Annotated in this window: 12 protein-coding genes; 3 read left to right on the top strand and 9 right to left on the bottom strand. The window is 32.9% G+C overall.

The features are described from left to right. The first annotated feature begins 24 nt into the window (after positions 1-24). The gene (locus OIU83_RS18435) at positions 25-429 is read left to right on the top strand and encodes a hypothetical protein (protein ID WP_264207732.1); all 405 of its coding nucleotides are present in this window, start codon (positions 25-27) and stop codon (positions 427-429) included. Positions 430-569: 140 nt separating this feature from the next. On the opposite strand, the gene OIU83_RS18440 is transcribed toward OIU83_RS18435, so the two are convergent. From OIU83_RS18440 to OIU83_RS18450, 3 genes are all read right to left on the bottom strand, one after another. After that, complete coding sequence (locus tag OIU83_RS18440) at positions 570-1,223, bottom strand: HD domain-containing protein (protein WP_264207733.1); 654 nt, start codon at positions 1,221-1,223, stop codon at positions 570-572. 85 nt (positions 1,224-1,308) lie between these two features. Next, positions 1,309-2,295 (bottom strand): acyl-ACP desaturase, encoded by a 987-nt coding sequence (locus OIU83_RS18445; protein ID WP_264207734.1) that lies wholly within the window; start codon positions 2,293-2,295, stop codon positions 1,309-1,311. 10 nt (positions 2,296-2,305) lie between these two features. Next, positions 2,306-3,040, bottom strand: a complete 735-nt coding sequence (locus tag OIU83_RS18450) for a lysophospholipid acyltransferase family protein (protein WP_264207735.1) — start codon at positions 3,038-3,040, stop codon at positions 2,306-2,308. Positions 3,041-3,166: 126 nt separating this feature from the next. Here OIU83_RS18450 and rnpA point away from each other — a divergent pair, with 126 nt between their 5' ends. Beyond that, positions 3,167-3,571: a ribonuclease P protein component gene (rnpA, locus tag OIU83_RS18455; protein WP_264207736.1), complete on the top strand. Its 405-nt coding sequence runs from the start codon at positions 3,167-3,169 to the stop codon at positions 3,569-3,571. 95 nt (positions 3,572-3,666) lie between these two features. After that, positions 3,667-5,304 carry a S41 family peptidase gene (locus tag OIU83_RS18460; RefSeq protein WP_264207737.1) on the top strand — a complete coding sequence of 546 codons (1,638 nt, stop codon included), beginning with the start codon at positions 3,667-3,669 and terminating at the stop codon, positions 5,302-5,304. A 137-nt stretch (positions 5,305-5,441) separates the two neighbouring features. On the opposite strand, the gene OIU83_RS18465 is transcribed toward OIU83_RS18460, so the two are convergent. The 6 genes from OIU83_RS18465 to OIU83_RS18490 all read right to left on the bottom strand — a co-directional run bounded on the left by OIU83_RS18465 (position 5,442) and on the right by OIU83_RS18490 (position 12,208). After that, positions 5,442-6,368 (bottom strand): alpha/beta hydrolase family protein, encoded by a 927-nt coding sequence (locus OIU83_RS18465; protein ID WP_264207738.1) that lies wholly within the window; start codon positions 6,366-6,368, stop codon positions 5,442-5,444. 54 nt (positions 6,369-6,422) lie between these two features. Then, on the bottom strand, positions 6,423-6,869 hold the full coding sequence (locus tag OIU83_RS18470; RefSeq protein ID WP_264207739.1) for a GNAT family N-acetyltransferase: 447 nt from the start codon (positions 6,867-6,869) through the stop codon (positions 6,423-6,425). A 35-nt stretch (positions 6,870-6,904) separates the two neighbouring features. Further along, positions 6,905-7,882 (bottom strand): DUF4837 family protein, encoded by a 978-nt coding sequence (locus OIU83_RS18475; RefSeq protein ID WP_264207740.1) that lies wholly within the window; start codon positions 7,880-7,882, stop codon positions 6,905-6,907. A 55-nt stretch (positions 7,883-7,937) separates the two neighbouring features. Next, positions 7,938-9,776 carry a LysM peptidoglycan-binding domain-containing protein gene (locus OIU83_RS18480; protein ID WP_264207741.1) on the bottom strand — a complete coding sequence of 613 codons (1,839 nt, stop codon included), beginning with the start codon at positions 9,774-9,776 and terminating at the stop codon, positions 7,938-7,940. A gap of 107 nt (positions 9,777-9,883) precedes the next feature. Further along, positions 9,884-11,071 (bottom strand): phosphoglycerate kinase, encoded by a 1,188-nt coding sequence (locus OIU83_RS18485; protein WP_264207742.1) that lies wholly within the window; start codon positions 11,069-11,071, stop codon positions 9,884-9,886. 162 nt (positions 11,072-11,233) lie between these two features. Further along, on the bottom strand, positions 11,234-12,208 hold the full coding sequence (locus OIU83_RS18490) for a PorP/SprF family type IX secretion system membrane protein (protein WP_264207743.1): 975 nt from the start codon (positions 12,206-12,208) through the stop codon (positions 11,234-11,236). Positions 12,209-12,225 lie beyond the last annotated feature (17 nt).

Genomic DNA, 12,225 nt, shown 5'->3' on the forward strand with positions numbered 1-12,225 from the left:
CAATTATAACATTAAAATAACATCATGTCTTACGAACCTATATTAGCCGAATTTTGGCAAAAAGTAAAAGAAAGTATCCAGAGCGGGACTTTTGCTAAATTAACATTAGCCAAAACCATTGGTGATACTGAGATAAAAAACATCTATGTACGTCTTGTTATCAATGAAGACGATACTACTTACGGCGTATCGCTTACTGCACGTTATAAAACCGAAGAAATAGAAAGTTTCCATACACTTGACGAAGCTTTTATAGTGCTAACTCCATACATCAAGAATCCGTTTTTAACAGCTTTATTATTTACAACCGTTGCTGATATTACCTTTAAAGTAAACAAAAAGAATGTGGGAAGTATTGTTGAGCAAGCTCCAACTTTTAAAAACGCATCTCCTGTAATGCTTGAGATGATCGAAAAAGGGATTGTGTAATTAAAAAAAAGACGCACTACTGTGCGTCTCTACTTTTTTTATGGACTTTTCTCCCCCTATCGGAAAACAAAATATAGAGTATATACTAAAGAGCTTCAACTTCACTCAGCCTGATATAAACTGAGCACTGAGACTAAAGACTATTTCTCCCCTTCCCACTCAGCATAAAACTGTGAAAGGAATGTTTCCATAAAACGGTGTCTTTCAGCAGCGATTTGCTTTCCAGTTTCGGTATTCATTTTATCTTTTAACAACAATAATTTCTCATAGAAATGATTAATTGTTGGGGCATTATTCTTTTTATATTCTTCTTTGGTCATATTGGTAACTGGATCTATTTTAGGATCATAGATTGTTCTATCCTTGAAACCTCCATAGTGAAAGGCTCTCGCAATTCCGATAGCACCAATTGCATCTAGTCGATCTGCGTCTTGTACAATATCCAACTCTACAGAAGTGAATTTCTTTTCAAAATTTCCTCCTTTATATGATATATTTTCGATAATATTTACAACATGTGTTATAATATCCTCTGGAGCATTCTCGGATTCCAGAAACAATCTTGCTGTTCTTGGTCCAATCGTTTCATCTCCATTATGAAATTTACTATCGGCAATATCATGTAACAAAGCGCCCAATTGTACTACTGTAATGTCACATGGTGTGTTTTTAGCAATTAAAAGCGCATTTTTATATACTCGTTCAATATGAAACCAATCATGCCCTCCTTCGGCATCGTTTAGTTTTTCTTTTACAAAAGTGATTGTCTTGTTTATTAGCTCTGAATTATTCATAGTCATATTTTAAAAAAAATGTTGATTTTCAAAGTCTTTAAACCTCAAAAATCAACATTTGTTATACTTAAATCTAAAGTTTAGCTTATAATCTTGCCGGTTCTACCCATTTAAAGATATGTGATTCTTGAGGAATTACTAATCTTTCAGAAATTTTAGCCATTCTTCCAGGTAATTTCATCAAGTAATCACGTGCTTTTTCAGCTTCATCAGTAAGACCACCAATTTTGTCAATTTCCCATTTGTCAATTAACTTTTGCATGATATCTACATAATCACTAGCGGTATAAACACCAATACGTTGTGCAGAATCAGAAAATTGCTCGAAAGCAGAACTTATCTTTTGTCCAGACTCTCTAAGGAAATGCGCAGGCATAACGATTTTTTGCTTCATCATGTATTGAAAAGCAAGCATCATTTCACTAGGATCTACTTGGAAAATACGGTTAACAAATTCACTATATGCATGGTGATGACGCATTTCGTCACCAGCTATCATTTTACACATTTTAGATAATTTATTATCTCCATATTTCTTAGCCATTTGTGCTACTCTGTTATGAGAAACATAAGTTGCAAGCTCTTGAAAACTAGTATATACAAAGTTTTTGTATGGATCTGTTCCGGTTCCGATATCAAAACCATCATTAATTAAATGCTGTGTAGTGATTTCTATTTCGCGCATATTCACACGTCCAGACAAATACAAGTATTTGTTCAACATATCTCCATGACGATTTTCTTCTCCAGTCCATTGTCTAATCCAGGTAGACCAACCGTTTCTTTCTACATTATCAATACCTTCCACATCCATTAACCAAGATTCGTATGTAGGTAATGCTTCTTCTGTAATTGTATCTCCAACTAAAGTTACCCAAAAATCGTATGGTAATTCTTTGGCTATTTCACGTAGTTCTTTTACCTCTTCAAAAAAAGTATCTTTTTCTGAATTGGGTAAAAAATCTGACGGTTGCCAAATTTTTTCAACAGGTATTAAATACTGTTCAACGAAGCTGTCCACGTTTTTCTCTAAAAACTGCATTACTTCTAATCGAATGTTCTTTATAGACATTTTATATAATTTAAATTTTAACTCCTTCTACTACAGCCTTTTCTGACTTTTCCATTATTGTTGCAAAATCATAATCTTTCACAGCTAACGGTTTATGGACGGTAAAGGTAAGATGATTTCCTAAACCCACGGGAAAAAAGCCAAATTTTACCATTTTCCATGAGTTATTAATACTAACCGGAACAACATATGCAGATGGTGCATACTTGCATAATATCTTCAAACCGTTTTGCGCAAATTCTTTAGGGACTCCGGTTTTACTTCGTGTGCCTTCGGGGAAGATTACGGCAGCACGATTATATTTTTCTATATATTCAGACATTCCTTTAATTGCAGGAATGGCTTGTTTAGGGTCTTTTCGATCAATAAGGACAGAACCTCCATGACGCAAATTATAAGATACACTTGGTATTCCAGATCCTAACTCTTTCTTACTTACAAATTTACAATGAAAACGACGTAAATACCAAATCATTGCCACAATATCATACATACTTTGATGGTTGGAAACAAAAATAATTGGAACTCCCTTTGGGATCAAATCTCTATTTTCGAATTTATAGGTTGTGCCTATAAGATTGGTACATTTTATCAAAAAAAAATTGAGATAATCAACACTTTTTTTATGTGCCTGATAACCAAAAACATTAAGACAAACCCACTGAATTGGATGGAAAATTGCTAAACAAAATCCAAAACACAAATAATAAATAACGGATATGGGGTACGAAATTAGTTTTTGCATGCTTAAAAAATTAGCTGCAAAAGTAATAAATATATTTTTAGCGCTAATTAAATCATAAACAATAATAGGTTTGTCGTTAAATTGTACCTTTGTTGCATATTTCACTATTTTTTTCAAAAATCAAAAATGAGCTTTACTTATCCTAAAAATGAACGACTAAAAAGCAAAACAACAATTGGATTACTTTTTTCTGAAGGGAAATCTGTTTCTAAATATCCGTTGCGATTAGTTTATTATTCTGGTGATATAAAGCAAGATGAAAAAATAAAAATGGGTGTTTCGGTATCCAAGAAATATTTTAAAAAAGCTGTTGACCGTAATTATTTCAAACGTGTCTTGCGTGAAACGTATCGATTAAACAAACACATTCTTGTTGATAATCTTGACAAACCATATTCTTTTATGTTCTTTTATCAAACAAAAGACAGATTGTCTTACGAAGAAATCAATACTAAAACAATACAATTGTTTGAAAAATTCTTACTTCAAATAAATCCAAATCCTGTTTCGGAGACTAAATCTGACTTATAAAACAATGTTGTAAAACTTGTTTAGCATAAGACTCTTGCTTATGTTGCTGAATTATTCTTATTTTAGTAGTCTGAAATTTAAGATAAATCACAAACATGGTCGCGTTCTTCAAAAAAAAGTTTATAATTCCTGTTGTTGCAGCTGCATTTTTATTTATTGGAACCAGTTTCAAGGATGACTTCTTTGAAATTGCCAAACAAATAGAGATATTCACTACTCTATTTAAAGCTGTAAACACTAACTATGTGGACGAAACCAATCCTGGTGATTTAATGGACAAAGCCATTAAGAGCATGCTTGCTAGCTTGGATCCTTATACCGTTTATTTTAATGAACAGGATGTTTTAAACTTCAAAATCAATAATACGGGGGAATACACTGGAATTGGTGCATTAATTACCCGAAAAGCCGACAGAATAATTATAAAAGAACCTTACAAAGGATATCCTGCCGATAAAGCTGGTCTTAAAGCTGGTGATGAAATTACTCAAATTGGTGATGTTATGATTGCCGATTTTAAAGACGATGCTTCGCAGTTGCTAAAAGGTACTAAGAATACCAAAATTGCTATTAAATACATTCGCCAAGGCAAAACCAATACTACTGATATTATTCTGGACGAAGTAGACATTAAGTCGGTCCCTTTCTTCGGAATGATAGACAGCAAAACAGGATATATTGTTTTGGCTCATTTTAGCCGTAAGGCTTCTGCTGAAACTCAAAGTGCATTGGAGCAACTTAAGCGTGATGGTGCAACTCAAATAGTTTTGGATTTAAGAGGAAACCCAGGTGGACTTTTGAATGAAGCAGTAAACATTTGCAATCTTTTTGTTCCAAAAAACGAAGTAATCGTAACTACAAAATCAAGAATTGAGAAACATAACAATACTTATAAAACTACCAAAGAACCTATCGATACTCAGATTCCATTGGCTATTTTGGTAAACGGAAGAAGCGCATCTGCATCTGAAATTGTTTCTGGAGCCTTGCAAGATCTTGACCGTGCCGTAGTTCTTGGAAGTCGTAGTTTTGGTAAAGGTTTGGTACAACGTTCTGTTGATCTTACTTACGGAACTCAGCTTAAAGTAACGATTTCTCGTTATTATACTCCTTCTGGAAGATGTATTCAAGCATTAGATTATGCACATAAAGACAAAAATGGTGTGGCTACTAAAACTGACGCTAAGAACTTTAATGCATTTAAAACCCGAAAAGGCAGAACTGTTTATGATGGTGGTGGTGTTATGCCCGACATAGAATTGGATGAAGCAAAAATGAGTTCTATTACAACTGCATTATTGAAAAACGACGGTATTTTTGACTATGCAACAAGTTACTATTATAAAAATCCAAATCTTGGCACTCAGATTCCAACAATATCTGATGCTGATTATACCGGTTTCAAACAGTTTTTGAAAACCAATAAAATTACTTTTGATACCGAAACCGAAGTGGCGTTGAAAAATACATTAGCTGCAGCCAAAAAAGAAAAAATAGACGAAACGATTTCTCCGGAATACCAACAATTACTTAATGCACTTGAAAAAAGTGAAACTACTTTGCTAGACAAAAATCAGAAAGAAATTAAAAATCTGATTCAGGAGGAATTAATCAAAAGGTATCAATATCAAGAAGGTTTGTATCAATATTATACTAAAAACAACTCGGAGATTAAAAAAGCTGTTGCGCTTTTAAACAATCAAACAGAGTATAAAACCATCTTGAAGATGTAATATAAAAAAAGCCCAAAATTGATAATTTTGGGCTTTTTTTAGTCCTTGTAGGTATTAAAATCATACCTGTAAGGTTTTTGAAACCTTGCAGAAACTAAATTTTATAAAAAATAAACGCTTGATTAATCGAAATTAGGTTATAAATATCTTTTTAACCAATCTGTTATTTGATTTAATAAATTATCATTTACAACTTCTAAATCGTGTCCTTCATTTTCATAAACGAGTAAGCGTGTAGTATATTCTTTTGAATTTAATTTAGAATAAAAAGCGAAGGCATTGCTTATATCAACTTTCACATCTTTATTCCCTTGAATAATAAAATGTGAAACCTTTTTGTTCTGGATAGAATCTATTGCCAGTAAACTTGAACGCGATTTTAAAGCTGTAACAGAATCTCTAGCATAACCCGGAATTCTTTCTCTGTAAACTCCAAACATCTCAGGACGCTTTGTTTGAAACAAATCGGCTTGTCCTGCAATTGCAATATTGGTTTTTATACGATTGGTTTTCTTTAGCATTAAAAAATTAGTCATAACGCCACGGCTCCATCCAAAAACTCCTATTCTATTTTTATCGGCATTGGGCAATTGATCTATAATATCAAAAAGGCTCAAAACATCGTTAACATCTTTACCACCAAATTCATCTTCTCCCTCACTTACTGATGTGCCTCGAAGCTGAGAACCAATAACAATATAACCTTCATTGGCTATTTTGCTTAAAAACTCTGTTAAGAATCCTGATTTTACAGCACCAAAATTACCATTCCCTCCGCGGTTAAATATCAAAACCGGGTATACTCCTTTCTTTTTAGGCTCTATTAAAAATCCCCTAAGTTTAAGATTATCAAAAGACTTATAATTGATACTGCAAAAATTTAAAGAATCAAGAAATTGATATTCTTTTTTGAAAACTATCTTGTCATTTATCTTATCAGAAATAACAGAATTAAAAGGATAATCGGTAACTTTTCGAATATCTAAAGTGAAATTCGTTTTTGAAGTTTGTGAAAAACCAAAATTAAAAAAAAGCAATAAAGCCAAAAGAGTAATTCTATTCATAATTGTTTTAGGAGATTGATTTAAGAAACAATCACAAAACTACTCTTTTAAAAACTACTTTCTCACCATCTCGATATGTGGGATATCATCTTCCAGATACATTTCGCTTGTTTGCACAAAGCCAAGACTTTCGTAGAATTTTTTCAAGTATAATTGTGCTCCAATTGTAATATCGGTTTTACCAAAATGAGTTTTGATTCCTGCAATTGCTTCTGTCATTAAATCATGTCCCCACTTTTTATCACGATAACCCGAACTTACAACAACTCTTCCTATTGAAGCGTTATCAAAACTAATTCCGGCATCAAAAAGTCGTGCATGGGCTATTATTTTACCTTCGTATTCGCCAATTAAATGTAAAGCGAGTTTGTCTTTTCCATCAAGATCCAAATACACACAGTTTTGCTCCACGACAAAGACTTCACTTCTTAATTTTAAGGTATCATATAATTCGTGAACAGATAATGCCTCAAAAGGCTTAATTTTCCAATTTGGTTTCATTTGTAGTAATATAATCAGAGTTGTTATAAAGAGAATTATCGGTTATTGATTTTAACCGATTTGATAATAGCTTCGAGTTCTAGCATTGAATCCCTTTCTTCATGGGAAGGAGAATAACAAAAACCTTCCAGAACCAATATTCGGTTGTAAGCTTTATCGATAATCGCATAATTGATAAATGGTCCGGACATAAAATCATTTTTTAAGTCCCAGGTTCCTTTAGTTTCATAAGCTGTTTTTCCGTCGAGTATAATCTTAGAGAGATATGGAGCATAGGCTTCTTCGGTAATCATTTGGGTATTGGGTTCTCTCCCCTTAATGTATTTACCGACTGAGTCACGCATTTTCACAATATTGGCAATAATATTTGAGTTCTTAGTAATGCTGCTAAGCGGTACCTGATAGATAAGCAAACTTGTACTACCACTGACTATTTCTTTTTTTAGCCAAATAAAATTACGTTTATGCAATGCATAGTCATAACCTGTGGGAATATCAATTTTTATATGGAACTTATTATTGATAACAGCAGGATTCAATAATGATTTGCTATTGATTTTTTGACATTCGGCAATTTCAGTTTCCCTAATGATGCGAATAATCTGTGGAGTATGAATTTCAAAGGCATTTATAATAGCTGACACTGATTTTCCGGATATTCTAAATACGTTTTGTGGTGATGTATAAACGTTCTTGGTAATTTCGAACTTACTCACATTCGATTTTTTTACCACTATAATATTACGACCATCGGTCATAAAGCCTTCCAGTAGTTTGGCAGGATATTGATTTATGGTAAATAATGGCTCTTCTTGGGTAAGTCCAATAACTGGTGACGCAAATTTATTACGGATACTATCGCCCACTTCTCCATACCACAGCTGATCGTCTATAATAATCGAAATGGTATTGATTTTACTGCTATCAGTATGCTGATGTATTTTCTCATTCTTTTTAAGACATGAGAAAAACAAAAAGGGAAGTATTAGCAATAAAAAATGGGTTTTATTCATTTTTAATTTTTAGTTAAGTTATGAAATAAAACCCAAATTTATATACAATTTTTGATTATCCGTTTATTTTAAGCTTCATTCCGGGTTTAATAGATCCGTTTTCGATATCATTCCATTTTTTAATATCCGATATGGTTACACCTGGATACTTTTTGGCAATGCTGTATAAGGAATCTCCCTTTTTAACATAATAATCAACACCTACTTTTTTAGTAATGTCTGTTTTTTTCTTGAAACTGTCAATATCATTTGAAGCAACAATCAATTCTGGAGTTTCATTTAATTCCTCTCCTTTGGAATGAATTACAAGTTTCTTCATAGAAGATACCATATCCATATTTTCCTGAGTAAGACCATTCCATTCTTTTAAATCTGCTAAAGAAACATTAAGTTTTTTGGCAATACTACTTAAATTATCTCCAGCTTGTACCACATAAAGTGATGGTTGTTGTTCTGGAGTATTCTTTTCATCATTACTAGCAATTGCTTCTTCGGTATGTTTTTTATCTACAACAGGAACTAGTTTAATTTCATTGATATCTTTCTTGATTCGGCTTTCGGAAATTATCTTCAAACTTTTACCAAGTGCAATTGAATTGCTCTTAAGATTATTCCATTTTTTTAATTGTGTAATTGAAACATTGTATTTACTTGCAATAGATCCTAAATTATCTCCTGATCGAACCTTATATAATTGTGTTTTTGTAACAACTGTTTGATTCGCTCTTGGCGCAGCAACTTTTGCAGCAGCGATATAAATTGGTGTTTTATTTATTTTTGAACTTGATTCATGATCCAGATAAGCGTAAATTTTATCTTCATTAGAAACAAATACAGAAGCTTTATTCTTAGGTAGTCTCAAGAAATGTTCTTCGCCTTGGTAAAATGGAACTACGTTAAGTTTATAAGATGGATTTAAAAGCTGTAATTGTGCTTCGGGAACATCCAGCAAACTAGAGATTTGCTTGAAAGTCATTTTATCTTTAATCCTAATAGTATCTGTTTCAAAATGTTGTACAACAGCTCTATCTGGAACTATACCATGTTCTTTATGGTATTCGTAAAGGTACATTGTTGCTAAGAAAGCAGGTACGTATCCTTGTGTTTCTTTTGGAAGGTAGTTACGGATATCCCAATAGGTTTGTTTTCCTCCCGAACGACGAATTGCTTTTGATACATTTCCTGGTCCTGAATTATATGAAGCAAGAACTAGTTCCCAATCGCCAAAAATTTTAAACATCTTCGACATATAATTGGCTGCTGCTTCTGAAGCTTTCAATGGATCACTGCGTTCATCGATATACGAATCTATTTTTAGATTGTATTGTTTACCGGTAAAGTACATAAACTGCCAAAGTCCTGTGGCTCCCATTTTTGAAACGGCTCTAGGGTTTAAGGCTGATTCTACAACGGCTAAATATTTAATTTCTAAAGGAACATTTTGTTTTGCAAATGCTTCTTCGAACATTGGGAAGTAATACTCGGATAAAGCCATTAATCGGGAAAAGGATTTTTTACGATTCTTTAAGAATGACTTTATAATATTTTCTAATCCTTGATTATACTGAATATTAAAGGGTGATTTTTCATTCATTGCCTGAAGTCGCTGCTTTAACAGCTCTGTTGGCAATTCATAATCAACACTTGCATCTGTATTAATCGTTTGGATGTCTTTGGTTAAATCTTCGTAAATATCTAAACTTACTAATTCTTTCATCCACAGACTATCTACACGAACTGCATAATCATCTTTTACGAATGAACTCTTAACTGAATCTAAATACGAGATTTTAATTTCCTGTTTTACAACTGGGTTTGTTTGTACAACTTCTTGTGCAAACAAACCCATTGTAGATAACAAGAGTACTGATAATGTGGTATTTTTTACAATCATAATGTATATTTCTACTGGCTATATTTCAAACAATTACAAGGCCATTATTTGCAAACTTAATCACTACAAACTAAAATACTCTTTAAAAAGTGTTAAAAATGAGATAGTTAGTCTAAAATAGCTGCTATTCCAGGTAAAACTCTACCTTCTAACATTTCTAACATTGCTCCACCTCCGGTAGATACGTAACTCATTTTATCTTCGAAACCAAACTGTTTTACAGCTGCTACCGAATCTCCTCCTCCTACTAGTGAGAAAGCACCATTTGCAGTAGATGCAGCGATAAACTCTCCTAAAGCTATTGTTCCTGTTGCGAAAGATTCCATTTCGAAAACTCCTAATGGACCATTCCATAAGATAGTTTTTGACTCCATAATCACTTTCTCAAAATTTGCTAATGATTTAGGACCTGCATCAAGACCTTGCCATCCATCAGGAATTGCGTATACATCGACTACTTGAGTATTTGCTGTATTTGAGAAATCATCTGCAGCAATAACATCAACTGGAATATGAATTTGAACTCCTTTTTCTTTGGCTAATCTCAATATTTCAAGTGCTAATTCTAATTTGTCATCTTCACAAATAGAATCTCCTACTTTACCACCTTGTGCTTTTATGAATGTGAAAGTCATTCCACCTCCAATGATCATGTGATCTACTTTATCTAAGATGTTTTCAATAACTGTAATCTTCGATGAAACTTTGGATCCACCAAGAACTGCTGTAACTGGTTTTTCACTATTTTTAAGTACTTTATTTAAGCTTTCAATCTCTTTTGCCAATAATGTACCAAAACATTTTTCGTTTGGAAAAAATTGTGCAATTATTGTTGTCGAAGCGTGTGCTCTATGTGCTGTTCCAAACGCATCATTTACATAGATATCACCTAATGAAGCTAATTCTTTTGCGAAAGCAACATCCCCAGCTTCTTCTTCGACATGAAAACGTAAATTTTCAAGTAATAAAACTTCTCCTGGTTTTAGGTTTGCAGCAGCATCTTTGGCAACCTCTCCAACACAGTCTGAAGCAAATTGTACTGGCACTCCTAAAATATCTGAAGCAGTTTTTAAAATATGTTTTAATGAATATTTTTCTTCAACTCCTTTTGGTCTCCCAAGGTGTGACATTAAAATCACACTTCCACCTTGAGCTAAAATAGCATCAATAGTTGGCTTTGCAGCTTCAATTCTTGTTGCATCGGTAACATTAAAATTTTCATCTAATGGCACGTTGAAATCAACACGAATTATTGCTTTTTTATTTTTAAAATTAAAATCTTTTAAAGTTTTCATTAAGGTACGTTTTTTAGTTTTTTTTGAAAGAAAAACAAATATAGAACTTTTAACTTAGTAATAAATTTGATAAAAATAAAAAATACGCATTTATATATACGAAAACGTTGTAATTTGATAATTATTTTAAATTAAACACAAATCTTTAAAAATAGTGAACTATTAATCGTGAACCGGACTTTGAGTACAAGGACAATTACTAATTGCCTGAAGGAAATCGAATCCAACAGTTACGACGTGTGTCCCCGAATTGTAAGCACCAATCTTATTAAGCGATGCCTGATAAGAGTATCCGAAATAAAAATTAGACTTTCTAAAACCTGCCATTGGACCAACCATTAAAGGCTGGAAGAACTGGTCGTTTAAGAAACGATACGAAACTCCTATCCAGTAGTAATCTTCGTAACGATTGTATTGTCTGAATTTAAAGTTGAAATCGGTACTGGAACGTTTATCACTTGCAAATAATTGATAGTAAACGGATGGTTCAAATTCGATTCGATTATTTTCGGCTCCTTTAAAAACATAACCGGTGTAAACCTGATAGTTTCTAAGCAAATTAGGCTCTATCCCATCGAATTTATCTATTTCCTTGTTTAGGATATTACTAGCATTAAAACTTAAGTAAAACGACTTGTTACGATATAAAACTCCTACATCAAAGTTGTTATTGGAAACAAATCTGTTATTGGTAACACCTGGGTCTAGAGTAGGGATTTCATAAGTTGGTTTAAACTCGTTGATATCAATTTTGAAATTATTGATGTTATACGAGATACCAAAAGACAAATATTGCTTGGAATAATAATCAAGAATCAAGTGGTGTGCAAAAGAAACTTTGGCACCTGTTTGTCTAGTATATCCGTTGCTATCGTTATAAAGTGAGATTCCTACTCCGGAACGATCCAAGATTCTGAAATCGGCATAAAGCGATTGGTTATCTGGTGCGTCTTTTACTCCTACCCATTGTGTCAATCCATTGGCACGTATTCTTAAGTTATCTCCTATACCGGCAAATGTTGAAGATACTACAAATGGGTTATCGGCTAAATATTGGGTGAAAACTGGCAAATTCAACTCTTGGCTGTAACCTGATGTTACAGCCATAAGTAGAAATGATATGATAATTTTTTTCATTGTATTATTGATTTTAG

Origin of the sequence: Flavobacterium shii (assembly GCF_025847235.1) — a bacterium.
GTDB lineage: Bacteria > Bacteroidota > Bacteroidia > Flavobacteriales > Flavobacteriaceae > Flavobacterium > Flavobacterium shii.

Coding starts and splice junctions, on each gene's coding strand:
- OIU83_RS18435 (WP_264207732.1), top strand. CDS start 25: ATGTCTTACGAACCTATATTAGCCGAATTTTGGCAAAAAGTAAAAGAA.
- OIU83_RS18440 (WP_264207733.1), bottom strand. CDS start 1,223: ATGAATAATTCAGAGCTAATAAACAAGACAATCACTTTTGTAAAAGAA.
- OIU83_RS18445 (WP_264207734.1), bottom strand. CDS start 2,295: ATGTCTATAAAGAACATTCGATTAGAAGTAATGCAGTTTTTAGAGAAA.
- OIU83_RS18450 (WP_264207735.1), bottom strand. CDS start 3,040: ATGCAAAAACTAATTTCGTACCCCATATCCGTTATTTATTATTTGTGT.
- rnpA (WP_264207736.1), top strand. CDS start 3,167: ATGAGCTTTACTTATCCTAAAAATGAACGACTAAAAAGCAAAACAACA.
- OIU83_RS18460 (WP_264207737.1), top strand. CDS start 3,667: ATGGTCGCGTTCTTCAAAAAAAAGTTTATAATTCCTGTTGTTGCAGCT.
- OIU83_RS18465 (WP_264207738.1), bottom strand. CDS start 6,368: ATGAATAGAATTACTCTTTTGGCTTTATTGCTTTTTTTTAATTTTGGT.
- OIU83_RS18470 (WP_264207739.1), bottom strand. CDS start 6,869: ATGAAACCAAATTGGAAAATTAAGCCTTTTGAGGCATTATCTGTTCAC.
- OIU83_RS18475 (WP_264207740.1), bottom strand. CDS start 7,882: ATGAATAAAACCCATTTTTTATTGCTAATACTTCCCTTTTTGTTTTTC.
- OIU83_RS18480 (WP_264207741.1), bottom strand. CDS start 9,776: ATGATTGTAAAAAATACCACATTATCAGTACTCTTGTTATCTACAATG.
- OIU83_RS18485 (WP_264207742.1), bottom strand. CDS start 11,071: ATGAAAACTTTAAAAGATTTTAATTTTAAAAATAAAAAAGCAATAATT.
- OIU83_RS18490 (WP_264207743.1), bottom strand. CDS start 12,208: ATGAAAAAAATTATCATATCATTTCTACTTATGGCTGTAACATCAGGT.